The 19,134-nt window shown below is 60.6% G+C and carries 9 protein-coding genes and 2 riboswitches; of the genes, 5 read left to right on the top strand and 4 right to left on the bottom strand.

What is annotated here, in order from left to right; all coding sequences use genetic code 11:
- Nucleotides 1–1,071, bottom strand: a complete 1,071-nt coding sequence (cobW, locus tag FEE99_RS16460) for a cobalamin biosynthesis protein CobW (protein WP_041478704.1) — start codon at nucleotides 1,069–1,071, stop codon at nucleotides 1–3.
- A gap of 101 nt (nucleotides 1,072–1,172) precedes the next feature.
- Nucleotides 1,173–1,384: riboswitch (cobalamin riboswitch) on the bottom strand.
- A gap of 750 nt (nucleotides 1,385–2,134) precedes the next feature.
- A riboswitch (cobalamin riboswitch) is annotated at nucleotides 2,135–2,353 on the top strand.
- 123 nt (nucleotides 2,354–2,476) lie between these two features.
- On the opposite strand from cobW, the gene FEE99_RS16455 reads away from it, so the two are divergent.
- The 4 genes from FEE99_RS16455 to cobM all read left to right on the top strand — a co-directional run bounded on the left by FEE99_RS16455 (nucleotide 2,477) and on the right by cobM (nucleotide 4,622).
- Nucleotides 2,477–2,674: a CbtB domain-containing protein gene (locus FEE99_RS16455; protein WP_041478703.1), complete on the top strand. Its 198-nt coding sequence runs from the start codon at nucleotides 2,477–2,479 to the stop codon at nucleotides 2,672–2,674.
- Nucleotides 2,675–2,685: 11 nt separating this feature from the next.
- The gene (locus FEE99_RS16450; RefSeq protein WP_016774485.1) at nucleotides 2,686–3,387 is read left to right on the top strand and encodes a CbtA family protein; all 702 of its coding nucleotides are present in this window, start codon (nucleotides 2,686–2,688) and stop codon (nucleotides 3,385–3,387) included.
- Nucleotides 3,384–3,797: a cobalamin biosynthesis protein gene (locus FEE99_RS16445; RefSeq protein ID WP_041478702.1), complete on the top strand. Its 414-nt coding sequence runs from the start codon at nucleotides 3,384–3,386 to the stop codon at nucleotides 3,795–3,797. The genes FEE99_RS16450 and FEE99_RS16445 overlap by 4 nt, the downstream gene beginning before the upstream one ends.
- A gap of 78 nt (nucleotides 3,798–3,875) precedes the next feature.
- A complete protein-coding gene (cobM, locus tag FEE99_RS16440) occupies nucleotides 3,876–4,622 on the top strand; it encodes a precorrin-4 C(11)-methyltransferase (protein WP_041478701.1) in 747 nt (248 codons plus the stop codon).
- A 143-nt stretch (nucleotides 4,623–4,765) separates the two neighbouring features.
- Here cobM and nfuA read toward each other — a convergent pair whose 3' ends face one another.
- Nucleotides 4,766–5,350 carry a Fe-S biogenesis protein NfuA gene (gene nfuA / locus FEE99_RS16435; protein ID WP_003225494.1) on the bottom strand — a complete coding sequence of 195 codons (585 nt, stop codon included), beginning with the start codon at nucleotides 5,348–5,350 and terminating at the stop codon, nucleotides 4,766–4,768.
- Nucleotides 5,351–5,454: 104 nt separating this feature from the next.
- Complete coding sequence (locus FEE99_RS16430; RefSeq protein WP_041478795.1) at nucleotides 5,455–7,749, bottom strand: fatty acid cis/trans isomerase; 2,295 nt, start codon at nucleotides 7,747–7,749, stop codon at nucleotides 5,455–5,457.
- A gap of 155 nt (nucleotides 7,750–7,904) precedes the next feature.
- Here FEE99_RS16430 and metH point away from each other — a divergent pair, with 155 nt between their 5' ends.
- On the top strand, nucleotides 7,905–11,615 hold the full coding sequence (gene metH / locus FEE99_RS16425; protein WP_041478700.1) for a methionine synthase: 3,711 nt from the start codon (nucleotides 7,905–7,907) through the stop codon (nucleotides 11,613–11,615).
- Nucleotides 11,616–11,661: 46 nt separating this feature from the next.
- Here metH and FEE99_RS16420 read toward each other — a convergent pair whose 3' ends face one another.
- Nucleotides 11,662–19,017, bottom strand: a complete 7,356-nt coding sequence (locus tag FEE99_RS16420) for an NEL-type E3 ubiquitin ligase domain-containing protein (protein ID WP_081932483.1) — start codon at nucleotides 19,015–19,017, stop codon at nucleotides 11,662–11,664.
- Between the last annotated feature and the right edge of the window lie 117 nt (nucleotides 19,018–19,134).

Below are 19,134 nucleotides of genomic sequence, written 5' to 3'. Positions count from 1 at the left end.
TTAAACGCTGAGCGCAGCGCGCAATTGCGCTTCGAGTTGTGCCGCATCAAGCTCCTGACCGATCAGCACCAGACGCGTCACCCGCGCTTCGTCGGCACCCCACTGACGGTCGAAATGCTTATCGAAACGCGTGCCCACGCCCTGGATCAACAGGCGCATCGGCTTGTTCGGAATCGCCGCGAAGCCTTTGACCCGCAGGATGCCGTGCTGCACCACCAGTTGCGTCAGCGCGTCGAGCAGCAAGCTTTCGTCGGCTTGCGGCAATTCGATGGAGATCGAATCGAAGGCGTCGTGATCGTGGTCGTCGTGATCGTCATCACCGTCGTGGTGATGATCGTGATGGCTGTGGCGGCTGTCGATATGCTCTTCAGAGCCGGCACCGAGACCGATCAGCACGTCGAGCGGCAGGCGGCCATTGCTGGCTTCGATGATTTTTACCGCTGGCGGCAGCTCTTCGGCGACTTCAGCGCGTACGCGAGCCAGATCTTCCGGGCTGGTCTGGTCGGCTTTGTTGAGGATCACCAGGTCAGCGCTGGCCAGTTGATCGGCGAACAGTTCATGCAGTGGCGATTCGTGATCAAGGTTCGGATCGAGCTTGCGCTGGGCATCGACCTGATCCGGGAACGCAGCGAATGTGCCTGCGGCGACCGCCGGGCTATCGACCACGGTGATGACTGCGTCGACGGTGCAGGCACTGCGAATTTCCGGCCACTGGAAGGCTTGCACCAACGGCTTGGGCAGAGCCAGGCCGGAGGTTTCGATGAGAATGTGATCGAGGTCACCGCGACGGGCGACCAGTTCGCGCATCACCGGGAAGAATTCTTCCTGCACGGTGCAGCACAGGCAGCCGTTGGCCAGCTCATAAACGCGGCCGCTGGCCTCTTCTTCGGTGCAGCCGATGGTGCATTGCTTGAGGATTTCACCGTCGATGCCGAGCTCGCCAAACTCGTTGACGATCACCGCGATGCGCCGGCCCTGAGCGTTGTCGAGCATGTGCCGCAGCAGCGTGGTTTTGCCCGAACCGAGGAAACCGGTGACGATGGTGACGGGGAGTTTGGCCAGTGTTTTCATCGGTATGCCCTGTTTGGCAAGCGGCGGGCATACGGGACGAGAACCGGCAGCGCGCGTGCACGCCGGAAGCATTCGCCACCGGATCACCCCGCCCGGTTGTAGTGAGAATCTGTGACGAGGCAGGTCTCCTGGCTGACGGCGTTCAGGCGCTGGGCCTGGCGTCCATTGCGCCTTCCCGCTGGCTCATCGGTTGAGCTAGCAGTGGCGTGGCAACGAACATCACCGTTCACAGTTGCGGGGGCAGCCGCGGCTTTGACCGCGTTCCCTTCTTAGCTTCGGCGAGTGCCGAAGAACCTCGAAAGCGCAAGGCTACGCATGGGTCCGTCGTGGGTCAATGGGCGTTGAGTTTGAGTTCGGGGGCATATCCGTTGCTACGGGTGCAGCTGCGGGCGGTTTCGCTCCAGCGACTCACTTTTCCAGATGTACGACTGCGTCGTACGGTAGCTGCGCTGCCACACCCGGAGCGATCCCATAACGAAGCCTGCCGAAGGGGCAAAAGATCAAGAGCCGAAGCAAAAGCAGAAGCCAGATCAAAAGATCGCAGCCTTCGGCAGCTCCTACAGTTGGATCGCGTACCAGCTCAAGAACAGGTCGGCTGTCAGGCCGCCTTCGCGAGCAGGCTCGCCTACAAAGCAAACGCAAAGCAGCGCAGCTGCCCGCGGCGAAGCCGCCCCACTCAACAATGAGCGTTAGCTCGAGTGCTCTTGATCTTGATCCACCGGCGACGTCGGAAGGCTGAGTGGAGGGATTGATCCGGGCGTGGGAGCACAGCGACCGTTCGACGAAGTCGAACACAGCGGAAGGAGGTGCAGCGAAGCAAACCGGAGCCGCTGCGCCCGGATCGATCCCGCAGCGAAGGAACCCGAGCCTGCGAGGGCCGAACGTAGGAGCAAGCCTTTTTGGGTACTTTTTCGGCGCTTGGAAAAAGTGCCTCGCCGTAAGGGCGAAACCGTAATCAGCAACACCCGCAGCAACGGATATACACACAAAAACATCAGAAAAATACCCCCACTGCAGTACCGAAAACTCCCGGAAATTGACTAAAAACCCAAACCCATGTTCTCCTGCACACCTTGTTACGGGTGCCCCTCACAGGGTGAAACGGGAAACCGGTGAATCATGTGCTTTACTCAAAGCCATGTCAGTCCGGTGCTGCCCCCGCAACGGTAAGCGAGCGAAGCGTCAGATCCACTGTGCCCCGGCATGGGAAGGTGATGCTTGCAGGTCGGCGACCAGCCAACCCCTCGCGAGCCCGGAGACCGGCCCGCAACACCCAGCACGCGCAAGCGCCGCTGAACACAAACAAACCCGCGGTGGGCGGGCGCTGTTCGAAATCCCTGCGTGCCCGGCCCGCAGGGATTTTCATGCGCTCTGTTTACCCGCTGACATTTCAGAGGGAAGCGCTATGTCGATCATCAGTAACACTGTCAGCCACACTGACCCCATTTCCAGCAGCACCACACTCGGCCAACGCGTCGCCGCCGCCCTCTTTGCCTCGATCCTCGGCGCCAGCCTGGTCTGGTTCGCCGGTTTCTCGCACATCGAAGCGGTGCACAACGCCGCCCACGATACCCGCCACAGCGCCGCGTTCCCGTGCCACTGAGGCCTGCCGAAATGATCAAGCGTATCGCGCAAACCGCAGGCTTCACCGGCTTGCTGGCCGCCCTGCTACTGACCCTGCTGCAGAGTTTCTGGGTATCACCGTTGATTCTGCAGGCCGAAACCTTCGAGAAATCCGAACCGGTCGCGCAAGTCCACGAACACGCCGCCGGCACCGCCGCCCACAGCCATGATGGCGAAGCCTGGGAGCCGGAAGACGGCTGGCAGCGTGTGGTCTCGACCACTGGCGGTAATCTGGTGGTGGCGGTGGGTTTCGCCCTGATGCTCGCCGGCCTGTACACCTTGCGCGCGCCGACCAAGACCTCGCAAGGGCTGCTCTGGGGTCTGGCCGGTTATGCCACGTTCGTTCTTGCGCCGACCCTGGGCCTGCCTCCTGAGTTGCCGGGCACAGCCGCCGCCGACCTCGCTTCGCGGCAGATCTGGTGGATCGGCACTGCCGCTTCGACCGCCGTCGGCCTGGCACTGATCGCCTTCAGTCGTCACTGGCTGATGAAGCTTCTCGGTGTGGCGATTCTCGCCGTGCCGCATGTGATCGGCGCGCCGCAACCGCAGGTGCATTCGATGCTCGCTCCAGAGGCACTGGAAACCCAGTTCAAAATCGCTTCGCAGCTGACCAACGTCGCGTTCTGGCTGGCCTTGGGCTTGATCAGTGCATGGTTGTTCCGCCGCAAGAGCGCAGGCCGATATCAGGCATGACCAATGACCGCGCAGCGCCGACCTTCGTGGTCGGCCTCGGCTGCCAGCGCGGCTGCCCGGCCAGTACGCTGCGTGCATTACTCGACCAGGCTTTGCAGGCACACCGCATCGAACTGCGAGCGGTCAAGGCTCTGGCGAGTATCGATCTCAAGCGCGACGAACCGGGGTTGCTGGAACTGGCCACACAGTTGAATCTGCCGCTGCAGTATTTCAACAGTGCCGAGCTGGCGCCCTATCAGCAGCGCCTCAGCCATCAATCGCAAATCACCTTTGAGCGCACCGGCTGCTACGGCGTGGCGGAAAGCGCCGCGCTGGCGCTGGCCGAGCAACTGATTCAGGCGCCGGCGAAACTTCTGATTCCCCGGCAGAAATATGCGCAGGCCACCCTGGCATTGGCCGGCGCTGCATAAAATCCCGATAATCCCCGCCATCGATCATGAGCACGCTTCATCTGCAGTGTGGCTGCGCCTCTTCACAAGGATTCAACGATGACTGTCTACTTCATCGGCGCCGGCCCCGGCGACCCGGAACTCATCACCGTCAAAGGCCAACGGCTGATTCGCAGCTGCCCGGTGATCATTTATGCCGGCTCGCTGGTACCCGCCGCGGTGCTGGAAGGTCATCAGGCCGAAATCGTGGTCAATAGCGCTGAACTGCACCTGGAACAGATCATCGATCAGATCAGGACTGCCCATGCCCAAGGTCAGGATGTGGCCCGTGTGCATTCAGGAGATCCAAGTCTGTACGGCGCGATTGGTGAGCAGATCCGCCACTTGCGTGAGCTGAGCATTCCTTTCGAGATCATTCCGGGCGTGACCGCCACAGCGGCATGCGCAGCGCTGCTGGGCACAGAGCTCACTCTGCCGGACATTTCGCAAAGCGTGATCCTGACCCGTTACGCCGACAAGACCGCGATGCCCGCCGGCGAGGAGCTGGCCAGCCTTGCGCAGCACGGCGCGACCATGGCCATTCATCTGGGGGTCAATCATCTGGAAAAGATACTGGTTGAACTGCTGCCGCATTACGGCGCGGACTGCCCGATTGCCGTTATTCACCGCGCGACATGGCCGGATCAGGACTGGGTGGTAGGTACATTGGCGGACATTGCCGACAAGGTCGAGGCCAAAGGCTTTCGGCGTACGGCGCTGATTCTGGTTGGCAGGGTGCTGGGCAGCGAGGTGTTTGGCGAATCATCGTTGTATCGCGCCGGGCATGCGCATCTTTATCGGCCTTGAAGACGCCTTCGCGAGCAGGCTCGCTCCCACAGGTCATTGCATTTCAATGTGGCAGCGAGCCTGCTCGCGAATGGGGCGGCAAAAGTTGCCCATAAAAAAACGGCGCTCACGGGGCGCCGTTTTTCATGCTCGCAGCGAACACCTTAGTAGTAGGCGTTTTCTTTCTGCGTGTGGTCGGTCACGTCGCGAACGCCCTTGAGCTCAGGAATGCGCTCGAGCAGAGTGCGCTCGATGCCTTCCTTCAAGGTTACGTCAGCCTGGCCGCAGCCCTGGCAACCGCCGCCGAACTGCAACACGGCGATGCCGTCCTCGACCACATCGATCAGGCTGACCTGACCGCCGTGGCTGGCCAGCCCCGGGTTGATCTCGGTTTGCAGGTAGTAGTTGATGCGCTCGTTGACCGGGCTGTCGGCATTGACCATCGGCACTTTGGCATTTGGCGCCTTGATGGTCAGCTGGCCGCCCATGCGGTCGGTGGCGTAATCAACGACCGCGTCATCGAGAAACGCTTCGCTGAACGAATCGATGTAGGCGGTGAAGCTTTTCAGCCCCAGCGCGGTATCTTCAGGCTTCTCTTCGCCCGGCTTGCAGTAGGCAATGCAGGTTTCGGCGTACTGGGTACCAGGCTGGGTGATGAAGACACGGATGCCGATGCCCGGGGTGTTCTGCTTGGAGAGCAGATCAGCCAGGTAATCATGGGCGGCGTCGGTAATGGTAATAGCGGTCATAAAAACTCCTCGCAGGCGTGGGCGCAGTTTACGCCAATCGGCGCGGCTGACAAAGTCCTAGTATTTTTGTCGGGAAAGAATCCCGGGCACACGCCTGCGAATACTCAAAGATTCTCGTACCGGTTCATATCCAGCACGCCCTCTTCCACCGGGTCGGTTTCATGGATGTACTGGCTCAGATCGTGGAAATACAGCCAGAACTGCGGATGACTGCGCCGAATGCCCCAGCGCTCGACGATCTTTTCGAACCGATTGGCATCCCTGGCGTTTTCCATCGCATCGACAAACGCCGGCACCTGCTCGGCCGGGACGTTGAACATGAAATTCGGGTAACTGGTGAGTACGCCCGGATAGATCGTCAAGGTGTCGAGCCCCGACTGATAGCGCAGCGATTCACCGAGCAGAAACGCCACGTTGCTGTGGGCGCGGTTGCGCAGCACGCTGTAGACCTCGCGCTTGCCGCTGGCGGTTTCGACACGCAGCAAGGTCGCTTCGGGCATCTGGTCGATGACTTTCAGTCCCGCTGCCGGGCGCGAGGCCAGACGGCTCAAAGCCTGCTCGGCATTCTGCAACGCCGGATCGATATTCGGTCGCGAGCAATAAGCGCCGTCGCAACGATTGATCGGGTCTGGCCGCGCGTTCAGATCACCGTAGCGCGCCAGCAACTGCATGGCGAAATCATGTTTCGGGTCTTTTTCGTCGAGCTTCAATGCGGTCGGTTTGTCGTCGTCGATCGCCTCATAATCGAGCCACATCTTGAATTGGCCGCCGTCCTGGTACCAATCGTTGAGGTAATCCTCACGTGAGTCGGCGGGCATCAGGCGCAGGAAGTTCTGCTCGGCGCCGTTACGGATCAGGTCGAAATACAGACGGGTCTGCGCTTGATGGGAGACGTTGCCGAACACGTCGAAGTTGACTGCGAGCTGATAATAGGTGCGCTCGAGCAGTGGATAGTCGAACAGCCACATGGTTTGCGGCACCTCTCCGATCAGCCCCTTGGTCACCGAAGCGCTGTCGAAGTGGCGGAAAATGCTCAGCAAGGCGTTGTCGTTGCCGGCCCACAGCGTCGACCAGCTCGGCGCCGGCAGATCGGCGTAGCTGTCGCGGCGCAAGGCTTCGTATTCGTTGCGCTTGTCGCGGTAGTCGCGCCACAGGCTCAGCACGCTGCCGACATCGTCGTTCTGCCCTGGCATCGCCAGCAACGGCGTGGCCTGGCCGCGGTAATTCGGGTCGGTGATATAGAGATCATGTTCCGGCGCCTGGAACAGCGCCCAGAAGTTGTCGCGGATCACGTCAGTCGCGATCTGCCCACGGCACACCGGCCCACGAATGAAGGTGCGGACGAAGTATTCAGCGTTATCGAGCATGAACTGATAGCGCGCCTGCGCCGGAATCGCCTCGAAGGTGGCAAACGGATTGGCACGGCTCTGCGGCCCGTAACCCGGTAACGCGTTGACCTGCCAGTTGCCGCTGTAGAACAGGCTCTTGATCCGGGCCATTTTCGCCGCGCTCAGCGGATAAGTGATGTGCGTCTTGTGCACGATCACCCCTTGCACCGGCCACAAGCGGTAATACACCTGCGTGCCCGGGTCGTCGTTGGGGCGGCGAGTGGCGATCAGATCAATCGGCTGGCCGCTCGGCGTGCGCGAACGCACCCACTGGAAATAATGCCCCGGCTCGCCGTCCTTGAAATAGATGTGCGCCAGATACCAGTGCTCGAACAGCCAGCGCCCGACCAGACTTTGCCGAGCACCGGGAGCATTGAGCAGGTTCTCCCACTGCAGGATCTGCATGGCCTCTTTGGCAGTCGGCGCCAGGCTCTGCTCATCAATCGGCGCGCCAGACGCCAGCCAGCGCTGCAAGGTCTGGTATTGCTGGTCGGTCAGACCGGTGACGGCCAGCGGCATACCCTCTTTCGGGTGCGCGCCGGCATATCCGTCGAACTCCGCAGGCATTGCGCATAGATTGTTGCGATTGAGCCCAAGAACAATCTCTTCTGGCAGCTTGGCGTTCGGCGTCAGCGGCGTCTTGTGGCCGAGTTCAAGCATCCGCGCCATCAGCGCGGCCTGACTGCCCTGGGCGTCGAGCACCGAATAGAAGTCTTTCTGCTGCCAGGCGCGCTTGCCGAAGGCGTCGTAAAACAATCGCGTGGTCGGTGCCGCCTGGGTGCGTTCGCCGTCGTACACCGGCATCTTGCTCGCGCCACGGGCGGCGCCTTCGCCACTGCCGAGATTGAGCTGACAGGCCGAGTCATAGCACGCATGGCAGGCTACGCACTTCTCGGTGAAGATCGGTTGGATATCTCGGCTGTAGGAGATGGAAGAAGAAATGGCAGGATCTTGCGCCGCAACGCTCCCGCTCAGGACCAGCAACCATAAACTGATGAAGCGGTGCGGCATGCTGCTGATCTCGATGATAAAAAAAGGCTGCGATTCTACCGTTATGACGCTCGTACCAACATGAGCGATATTCATGCAAAAGCTGCACATGCTCCAAAAGCGCACAGGTTTGCTATGATCGCGCTCCTTCGTAATGGTCTTTCCGAGTAGTCCACATGTCCGATCGCAGCGTCCGCCTTCAAGCTCTCAAGCAAGCCCTCAAAGAGCGCATCCTGATTCTCGACGGCGGGATGGGCACGATGATCCAGAGCTACAAGCTCGAAGAGCAGGATTATCGCGGCAAACGCTTCGCGGACTGGCCGAGCGACGTCAAGGGCAACAACGACCTGCTGGTGATCACCCGTCCGGACGTGATCGGCGGCATCGAAAAAGCCTACCTGGACGCCGGCGCCGACATTCTCGAAACCAACACCTTCAACGCCACGCGCATTTCCATGGCCGATTACGGCATGGAAGAGCTGGCCTACGAGTTAAACGTAGAAGGCGCACGTCTGGCGCGCAAGATTGCCGACGCCAAGACCGCCGAAAACCCGGCCAAGCCGCGCTTCGTGGCCGGCGTGCTCGGCCCGACCAGCCGCACCTGCTCACTGTCGCCCGACGTCAACAACCCCGGCTACCGCAACGTGACCTTCGATGAGTTGGTGGAAAACTACACCGAAGCCACCAAAGGCCTGATCGAGGGCGGCGCCGATCTGATTCTGATCGAAACCATTTTCGACACCCTCAACGCCAAAGCCGCGATCTTCGCCGTACAAGGTGTGTTCGAAGAGCTGCACCTCGAATTGCCGATCATGATTTCCGGGACCATCACCGACGCCTCCGGTCGAACCCTGTCCGGCCAGACCACCGAGGCGTTCTGGAACTCGGTGGCTCACGCCAAGCCGATCTCCGTGGGTTTGAACTGCGCCCTCGGCGCCAGCGAACTGCGCCCGTACCTGGAAGAGCTGTCGAACAAGGCCAGCACCCACGTTTCGGCGCACCCGAACGCCGGCCTGCCCAATGAATTCGGCGAGTACGACGAACTGCCGTCGCAAACCGCGAAAGTCATCGAAGAGTTCGCCCAGAGCGGTTTCCTCAACATCGTCGGCGGTTGCTGCGGTACCACACCGGGGCACATCGAAGCCATCGCCAAAGCCGTGGCCGGTTACGCGCCGCGGCAGATTCCGGACATTCCCAAGGCCTGCCGCCTTTCGGGTCTGGAGCCGTTCACCATTGATCGCAGCTCGCTGTTCGTCAACGTCGGCGAGCGCACCAACATCACCGGTTCGGCAAAATTCGCCCGCCTGATCCGTGAAGACAACTACACCGAAGCCCTCGAAGTCGCGCTGCAGCAGGTCGAGGCCGGCGCGCAGATCATCGACATCAACATGGACGAGGGCATGCTCGATTCGAAGAAGGCCATGGTGACCTTCCTCAATCTGATCGCCGGCGAACCGGATATCTCGCGCGTGCCAATCATGATCGACTCGTCGAAATGGGAAGTCATCGAAGCCGGCCTCAAGTGCATCCAGGGCAAGGGCATCGTCAACTCGATCAGCATGAAAGAAGGCGTCGAGCAGTTCATCCACCACGCCAAGCTGTGCAAGCGCTACGGCGCTGCGGTGGTGGTGATGGCCTTCGACGAAGCCGGCCAGGCCGACACCGAAGCGCGCAAAAAGGAAATCTGCAAACGCTCCTACGACATTCTGGTCAACGAAGTCGGCTTCCCGCCGGAAGACATCATCTTCGACCCGAACATCTTCGCCGTCGCTACAGGCATCGAAGAGCACAACAACTACGCCGTCGACTTCATCAATGCCTGCGCCTACATCCGCGACGAGCTGCCGTACGCGCTGAGCTCCGGCGGGGTGTCCAACGTGTCGTTCTCGTTCCGTGGCAACAACCCGGTGCGTGAGGCGATTCACTCGGTGTTCCTGCTCTACGCGATCCGCGCCGGGCTGACCATGGGCATCGTCAATGCCGGCCAGCTGGAGATTTACGATCAGATCCCGGTCGAGCTGCGCGACGCGGTCGAAGACGTGATCCTCAATCGCACCCCGGACGGCACCGACGCCCTCCTCGCCATCGCTGACAAGTACAAGGGCGACGGCAGCGTCAAGGAAGCCGAGACCGAAGAATGGCGCAACTGGGACGTCAACAAGCGTCTGGAACATGCGCTGGTCAAGGGCATTACGACGCACATCGTCGAAGACACCGAAGAATCCCGCCAGTCGTTTGCGCGGCCGATCGAAGTGATCGAAGGCCCGTTGATGTCCGGCATGAACATCGTCGGCGACCTGTTCGGCGCCGGCAAAATGTTCCTCCCGCAAGTGGTGAAATCCGCGCGCGTGATGAAGCAGGCCGTGGCGCACTTGATCCCGTTCATCGAACTGGAGAAAGGCGACAAGCCGGAAGCCAAGGGCAAGATCCTCATGGCCACAGTCAAGGGCGACGTGCACGACATCGGCAAGAACATCGTCGGCGTGGTGCTCGGTTGCAACGGCTATGACATCGTCGACCTCGGCGTGATGGTCCCGGCCGAGAAGATCCTGCAGGTCGCCAAAGAAGAAAAGTGCGACATCATCGGCCTTTCCGGCCTGATCACGCCGTCGCTGGACGAGATGGTTCACGTTGCCCGCGAAATGCAGCGTCAGGATTTCCATCTGCCGCTGATGATCGGTGGCGCGACCACCTCCAAGGCGCACACTGCGGTGAAGATCGAGCCGAAGTACAGCAACGATGCCGTGGTCTACGTGACCGACGCCTCGCGCGCCGTCGGCGTGGCAACCCAGTTGCTGTCCAAGGAGCTCAAGGCCGGTTTCGTCGAGAAGACGCGCCTGGAATACATCGACGTGCGCGAGCGCACTTCCAATCGCAGCGCCCGCACCGAACGCCTGAGCTATGCCGCCGCCATCGCCAAGAAGCCGCAATTCGACTGGGCCAATTATCAGCCAGTGGTACCGACCTTCACCGGCAGCAAGGTGCTCGACAATATCGATTTGAACGTGCTGGCCGAGTACATCGACTGGACGCCTTTCTTCATTTCCTGGGACCTGGCCGGCAAGTTCCCGCGCATCCTCGAAGATGAAGTGGTCGGTGAAGCCGCCACTGCGCTGTACAAGGACGCCCGGGAAATGCTCACCAAGCTGATCGACGAAAAGCTGATCAGCGCCCGTGCGGTGTTCGGTTTCTGGCCGGCCAATCAGGTCAACGAAGACGACATCGAGCTGTACGACGATAACGGCAAGCCATTGGCCAAGCTGCATCACTTGCGCCAGCAGATCATCAAGACCGACGGCAAACCGAACTTCTGCCTCGCCGACTTCGTTGCGCCCAAAGACAGCGAAGTCACCGACTACGTCGGCGGCTTCATTACCACCGCCGGTATCGGCGCCGAAGAAGTGGCCAAGGCTTATCAGGACGCTGGCGACGACTACAACTCGATCATGGTCAAGGCCCTCGCCGACCGCTTGGCCGAGGCCTGCGCCGAATGGCTGCACCAGCAAGTGCGTAAAGAACATTGGGGTTACGCCAAGGATGAAACCCTCGACAACGATGCACTGATCAAAGAGCAATACCGTGGCATCCGCCCCGCTCCCGGCTACCCGGCCTGCCCGGATCACACCGAGAAAGCCGCGCTGTTCACCCTGCTCGATCCAGAGGCTGCGGAAATGCGCGCCGGGCGCAGTGGCGTGTTCCTCACCGAACACTACGCAATGTTCCCCGCCGCAGCGGTCAGCGGCTGGTACTTTGCCCATCCGCAGGCGCAATACTTTGCGGTGGGCAAGATCGACAAGGATCAGGTGCAAAGCTACACCGCACGCAAGGGACAGGATCTGAGCGTGACCGAGCGTTGGCTGGCGCCGAATCTGGGTTACGACAGCTGAGTCGAGCAGACCTGGGAGCGCCCTGCTCCCAGGTCTGCTCGATCAATCAGTCGCGGCGCCACGAAGGTCCGGGTTTCGGGGAAGACGGGGCCGATAGCAGCGCCCCCTCCTCCGGCGACGCCAAGCGCTCCAGTTCTGTGCGAGTCAAAGCCTTGAGCTTCTCGATACGCGCCTCCGCCCTTTCGATTTCAAGCACTCTCATCGCGTCCAGATAATTGCTGTTTTCTTTATCGGGGTAGGCATCCTCGACCGCTTCGTGCCGCTGGGTGGCGTCGCGCTCGAGTGCCTCGAACGCCGCGACGTGGCGATCCTGCAGATAGCGGATCCAGTAGTCCCGCGCAATCAGATCTTCCAGAAACAGCGGTGATGCCTCGTCCGCGAGAACCGAGGCTCGCGCGTCGAGCAATCGCTGCCCGCGAATCGGTGAGGCGTACAACATGTGTTCGGGTTGCGCCGGCAACTCCAGGTCGTCCGGCCAGTCGCGTGTCATGCCGATGCGGTATTGCAGGCGGACTTCCGCGCGATCCTTGTTCCTGGCGGCGGCTTCGGCCAATCGATCCACTCTTTCCAGGCGGAACAGCCGTCGAGTCAGATCAAGCAACGCTCTGCCGCGTTGCAACGGACGATGCCGCGGAATGTCGCGCAGGGCGTTGAACTCATAGACGCGGGTTTCCAGTTCGCTGAACGACAGGATCCGGCCATCGGGGCACGTGCCGTGGGTTTCGGCGTTGAGGAACAACAGCTCGCGCAGTTCAGCGCTTTGCGTGGCAGCCTGGATCACCTGCCAGACCCGATGGGTCAGTTCGGCGCCGGCAAACCTGAACTCCAAGGTGTCGGGCAAGGTCGAGAGCAAATGAAAGAACGCCTCATGATTGGCCTGTCGAGCCAATTGCAGCCATAGCGCTTGCCGCGCTGCACGCGCATCTGCAGGGGTATAGGTCATCCAGGTTTCCATCGCCGGAGCCGCCACATTCTGCGCCGGATTGGCAATCACCTCCGCTGCTTCCACAGCGGCATGCGCATCCACGGACCTGCTAGCCCCACCACCTCCGCCACGCGGATCATCGCCGTCCTCGCTATCGGCGCCCGAGCCCGAGCCCGAGTCCGAATCCGATTCGGAACTGGTATCGCTTTCCGAGTCGCTCATACGCTCGGCGATCAAACGCTGCAATGACTCGGGCGTGTAGCCGAGCACATCACCTGCGCCATGCGCGAAGCTGTAGTCCCTGATCTGCTCAAATGCGTTAAGTGACAGCGAGTTTTCCGACAGATCGGTGCCCGCCACAAGCGCCTCGTGATTGCCGCCCAATAGCCGGTCCGGGAAGACCATGATGTTGTTGCCCGACAGGTCCAGCCTTTGCAGAGGGGCCAGTTCAAGTACGCCTTCAGGCCAGAAATCCAGACCGTTCTGGGCGAGGTTGAGGGTTTCCAGACGGCTGAAGGTTCTGGCGCTGAACTCTTCCAGCTGATTGTGGCTGAGGTCGAGCCAGCGCAGCCGCGCCCCGCTCGCGTGCTGATACACGCTTTGCGCCACGGCCAGGCGGTTACCACTCAATTCCAGCCGCTCGAGCCGGTTCAGACTGCCGACAGCTTCCGGCAGATGTACCAGTCCATTGCCATTGAGCATCAGAGTGGTCAACTCCGGAAACGCCGGACAGAAGAGATTGAAACTCTCGACGGAAAATTTTGCCCCGGTCAGGTCCAGCGTTCGCACATGGGAAAACACGTTTGACAACACGGGTAGATCACCCATGCCGCTCGCAGAAAGTCTCAGCGTCCGCCCGGCGGATTCGGTATGGCCAGTAAGCCCGTCCCGCCAGCAAGCGCGGATCCTGGTCGCGTCGAAGAACCTTGCAGATGGCGATGCCCTTTCACCAGACCCTCGCGCCGGATTGAAGATCCAGCCGTTCAACTCACGCGTCAACGTCTCGTTACTCGCTCGCCACTGGGTCAGTCTGCCCACCATCTGCTCAGTGGACAGACCCTCATTGCGTAAACGCTCAACGCTGGCCTGGGCATTTTCAAGCGAAAGTGACGGAAAGATTTCCACCACGGTACGGCGCATGTCGGCGCCTTGCGTAATGGCCATGGCAGATGGCAGCGGCAATAGATGAGCGGCGCGATTCAGTGCCGTGTCAGGCGTGGCACTGCTGGAACTGGCGAGTAACGATGCCGATTGCGATTCGAACCGTTGCAAAGCGCCGTCGGGCAAACCCAGGGCCTTTTCAATACGTGTCTGCGCCGCCCTTAAGCTCGCTTCGCCGTTGCCACTGAAGAGGTTGTTCAACAGGCGGGTCTTGAGCAGCACCGCGTCGTTGGCCAGCACGTGTTCGGGGAGCGAACCGATGGTGTTATGACGCAAATCCAAGGCCTGCAAATGCGCCAGGTTCTCCGCCCCCTTGGGCCATTCATTGAGCCCGCTTGAGCTAAGATTCAGTGTCTTCAGCCCGGTCAGGCGAGAAACGTCCAATGTGTCGAGCCGATTGAGCCGGGCATTGAGATGTTCCAGACTGCTCAGCGCGTCGAATTGGCCTTGAACCTCAGGGGTCACGACAATACGGTTGAAAGACAGGTCCAGCTGTGCAAGCTGCGGCAAATCGGCTGGCCGGACCGGCACTTGGCTCAATCCGCAGGAGGTGATTTCCAGGCTTGTGATGCCGCTGAATGCCTGGAGAAAGCCGCGAATCTGTTCGATCGGCACAGTCAACCGGTCCAGCCGTACGTTTTGCACATGAGCAAACGTACCGGCCGGCAATTGCGGCAGCTCACTGACCGACTCCGCGCCCTGCGCCCAAGCGGTGTCGACCAGCTCAAACACACTTGCGTCGTCGAGATCGCTGCCGGATGTCCAGTCCATCGCATTGAACGGACGAACATCGTCATTCAAGCGATAACGCCTGCGTATGGCGGCGCGCCAGTTTTTTTCCAGGGCACGAACCACCCGGGCATTGGGTGGCGTCTGCCAGCGTGCTGCCGGCGTCGCATTACGCAATCCTCCGGATGCGGTGGCCTCGTAGAACTGGCGGAAAATTGCGCTGTGCTCCACTCGTAGAATCTCCACGGCCTTGAGCCGGGTTTCCGGGGTGTTCCACAGGCTCATGATGCGCTGAGGTAATGGATTGAGACGGCCGGCCTCGCCTGTGAGGAACTGCAGTTCCCCGGCGCAGTAGCGGCGGACCATCGAGTCCAGATCAACCAGATGCCCCCACTCCCCCATGTAGCTTTTCACGTAGTCGTAAGCAGGTTTGAACGCTTCATGGGAAAACTTCGACCAGTCCAGGGACAAACCAGCCCAGAGTTTCTCGTGCCCGACATAGAGGGTCTGTGGAAGGGAAGCGATGGCGGTCTGCGTCAGATCCAGACGTTCCAGCTCAGGCAGTCGCTCCACATAAGCCGGCCACTGCGTCAGGCCCGGCGCTTCAATCTTGAGTTTCTTCAGTCGTTCAAGGGGAGCCAGATCCAGGTCAAGCGGGCTGCCTGCGCCGCCGGGAAAATCAAGATGAAGCTCCTCAACGGCGGTCAAGCTGCGCAATCTTGTCGCCAGATCGGCAGCCATCACCCTGGCTGGGGTTCGTAACTTGAGCTTCTTCAACCCAGACATGCGCGTCACGCTCAGGGGCAAGGTCGTCAATGACTGCTCCTGCTCCATGTACGCGCCAAACAGACTGCCTCGCTCTCCCAGCGATAACTTTTCGACGTTGGCAAATCGCGCCAGGAAGGCGTCAGCATTGGCGTCGGTCAGGCCCCCACCACCAATCGAAAGTTCACGCACATGAGCAAAGTCGGCGGTCAGCTCTGGCAGAGGATCGTAGGTGAGAATCGACAGCTGATCGGCACCCGCGAGCCCAGTGGACAAAGCGTTGCGCCAGCAGGCTTTCAGCGCTTGCGCGGCGAGAAACCTGTAATTTGTTCCGGAGCGTTCCCAGGGCGCCGCAGCCGCTGCGCCTGCCCATTCATCCAGCGTCGCCTTCAGTTGTTCCCACTCACGCCGACGTGATTGCAACAGCTCGAAAATGGCGCGGTTGTCTTTTCCTGCCCGGTATTGGTCAAGTAGGAAGCCGTGCGCCAGTTCGTCGCTCAGTTGCGGGTAGAGATCCTGCACATGAGCCAGCAGGTTCGGTGCCGATCCCGCGCCGCGTCCACTGGCGGGATAACCGATCAAGGTAGCGTTCACCCGCACCGGCGGCTTTATCCACTTGACCTGCGGCGCCAGCAGCGCGGGTGCGTCTGCCTGGTGCTGGTCGGCGTAATCGATGATCTTTGCTTGCAACCCGGCAGACTGCCCGACCTCAGGCACACCGAGGCTGCGGCGCGCGTGATCAGGCAGGGCATGCATGATCGACGAGTAAAAGTTGTCGCCGTTGCGAGGCAGGCTGTTGAGTGCCTCGCCGCGTTCGTTGAATGCTTGAAACTGAACGCCTTTTTTGATCAGGTATTTTTTCTCGCCGGCTGTTTCACTGCCGATGCTGTCAAGCAGCATGCCGGCGCCATGGCCTTCGCGAACCTCAATGCGAATACTGTCGGGCCACCCCGCCAATTGCTCGAGCGTGTGCAACGCCAGACGCCGGCTGTCCGCAGAAGCGACGTTTTCGCTACGCAGACCGGCATAGGCCGCTACCTGTCGACTCTGATGCGCGTACCAGCGGGCTTCCTCCAGCAGGCGCAACGGTACTCGTTGCCCTGAGCCGAGCCGCTCAAGATCATCGGGGCGACCATGGGCCAGCACCGTTTGCGCCGCCGGCTCACTGAGTCCGGGGCAGGCCTTCTGCAAACGCACAACCTGCGGATCAACGGGGTCGCTCCCCAGATAAATGCTGTCGTAAATCGCCGGCTGGCGGGTGTCTGCGTATTCGGCGATCTGCTTGCCAAACTCTGCAGGTCGGGCATCGCCCACGCGTGCTCCCTGCTCGCCGAGAAGCCAAGTGATTTCTGCCTCGTCCAGCGCTGCGAGAATACGTGCTGGCAGTTCACCGCTGAAGATATCGGCCCGCGATATCTGAATGGGTGGCTTGACGCCGACGTCGCGAAACCGCCGCGCGGAGCCATACCTGACGGACTTGCCGGACAATTGCTCGCCGTCGAAGACTTCCAGCACCCGGTTCTCCGGCCAGCGCGGCATTTCGGTGATCAGCGGCAATGCATAGAGGTACAGATCATCGATCGGTTTTGTCCCGCGCAACTGCTCAACGACCAACGCCGCGTCGCCGTCTGCTTGCATCATGCGCATGGCCTGGGTCAGTTCCGGTGGCGGTAGCGCAGAATCGATGTGCATCTTGCGCAGGGCGGCGTCACTGACACCGCTGATATCGGCAGCCTTGATCAGCTGTTCATCGGAGAAAGCTTCGGTTGCATGGCCAATACGCCGCAGCAGGGTCAGACGATCCCAATCCTGCGGACGCTCCAGCGAATGACGCCAGGCTCCGCGTCCATTGCTGTCGAGCACCGGCTGCCAGGCGTTGATGTCGGTCGGATGCCTGAGCCGCCATTTGCCGATCGATTCATCGAAAAACTGCTCGTAGACCTTGCCGCTCTGGCGAATATAGGTTTTGCCGTCAAGCACATGCTGGCCGGCACTGTTCGGACCAGGACTGACTGGCAGCGCGACAGCGGACTCGTAAGCCTTCAGGTCGGGTTTCCACAGTCGAGTTTCGCCGTTGGGCAACTTCACCGGATGCAGCCTTTCAATGACCGGCACGGCTTGGGCGCTGGCGATTTTCCGCACTCCCGCGCTCACACCTGCCATCAGCGCAATCTGCGCGAGGTTTTCTGCCACATCGATCAAATGATCCTTGGCCGCACGACGGTCGCCCTCGGCCCATTCAATTGCGCCCTCGAGCGTTTCAGAGAGCAATTGCCCGGCCATCACCACCATCATCACTTCACCCAACACAGGCACGAACATAGACACCAGATTCAAGCCCAGCATGCCGATCTGCATCAGATGGGCCAGTTTGGCATCTCGTGCGTTCGCATCGACATCGGCAGTGGGTACCGCGTGGCTTCGCGCGTCGGCCAACACCTTGGCGCGATTCTGCGCATAAAGGTATTGCCACAAGTCCTCGTTGAGCGCCCAAAGCCCTCGCCCCTTGCGTCCAACGGTTGACGGCGCGATGTAAGGATCCGCCACTGGCTCCCATTTGACCTGGCGTTCGGGTGGTACCTGCTGAATCCGGGTAAAGGCTGAACCGCCGGCCAAGCCCTGAAGCACCGACAGCCATGGCGAGCGCAGCAGATCCCAAGCATCGCCCGCTGAGTCGGCTGCCTTTTGCCTGAACTGGCTGAAATAGTACGGGCGCTGATCATAGGGCAGGAACTGACTGAAAAAACGCTGGTAGGTGGTGGGCTCTGCGCTGGTCTGTTGCGACGCATCACGTGCGGTGAGCAAGCGCTTGAGCTCTTCGCGCATTTGCTCGAACGTGTAGCGCTTGAGCGGATGTTCCGGGTCGTTGGGGATGTAAAGGATCAGTTCATCGGTGTAACGGTATTTTTCGCAGATGACGAAAGCCACGCACCCGGTCAGCCTTTTTTTCATCAGGCCGAGGTCCTGGAACCAGACTTGCTTGCGCCCCATCCACGGGTGCATTTCGCCGTCGATGACCGAGAGGATCATCGCGTGATCTGCCGCCTCGATGTCATTGCGCAATAGCGCCTGTTCGGCTGCGGCGCGCATCGCTGCCTTCTGGCTGGCGATGAAGCGTTCGCTGAGCACCGCCTCTGCCACCGCGTCCCCCGGATGAAAAAAACCCTCCAGGTATGTCTGGTATTGCTGGCCGATATCCAGATTGCGGCAAAGGTGCAAAAACTGGCTGACCGTGAGGCCTGTGTCGACGTGCTTGAATGTGTCCGCAGCAGGCGTCGCCACAACAAAACCGGAGCTCGAATGATAGGTCCCCTCGCATTCGTCAGCTTCGAAGTTGTGCAGCGAGGCTTCCAGCAGCGTGATCTTGAGAACCTCGAACGAGGCCAATACGGTTCTCTGAATACCCATTTCGACCGGGCGCCGTAAACATAACAGGGTTTTGTCTACATCGATTTCCAGCGCGTATTGGTCCTTCAAGGCTTTGATCAATAACGGCCTGGCGAATGTTTCGACATCCACGAATTTCGCCATGCTCTTGTCGAGACTGTTCTGGGCGATAACGCTGGCCTTGAAAGTCTCGTCGAGGGTTTTACGTTGGGCCGGCGTCGCATGCTGATACCAGGCCGGTAACGCGGTCGGGACCGCCTTGAGCGCTTCGCGCCGATGCGGCAAAGCGCTGGTCAACCATTGCGGGATCGATGTCTCGAGAAACTCGCCGTGCAGGCTTTGCGTTGCAATGAGCTTTACTGACCGACCGGGGTCTGCCGGCTGAGCGGTCGACGCAGGCAGCGCCGACACTGGTTTGGGCGGGATAACGTTCATGGTCACTCCTTTTTGATGGAGCGGTCAGCAAACCATGTCGCGTTAGTGCTTCTGCGTTATCCGGGTATCGCTCAAACTTGTCCGGGCTGCTTCGATGCATTCCGGACCCAGCGGATT

Origin of the sequence: Pseudomonas sp. ef1 (assembly GCF_007293365.2) — a bacterium.
In the GTDB taxonomy this organism is placed as follows: domain Bacteria; phylum Pseudomonadota; class Gammaproteobacteria; order Pseudomonadales; family Pseudomonadaceae; genus Aquipseudomonas; species Aquipseudomonas siliginis.
This window is presented reverse-complemented; position numbering and strand designations above follow the sequence as displayed.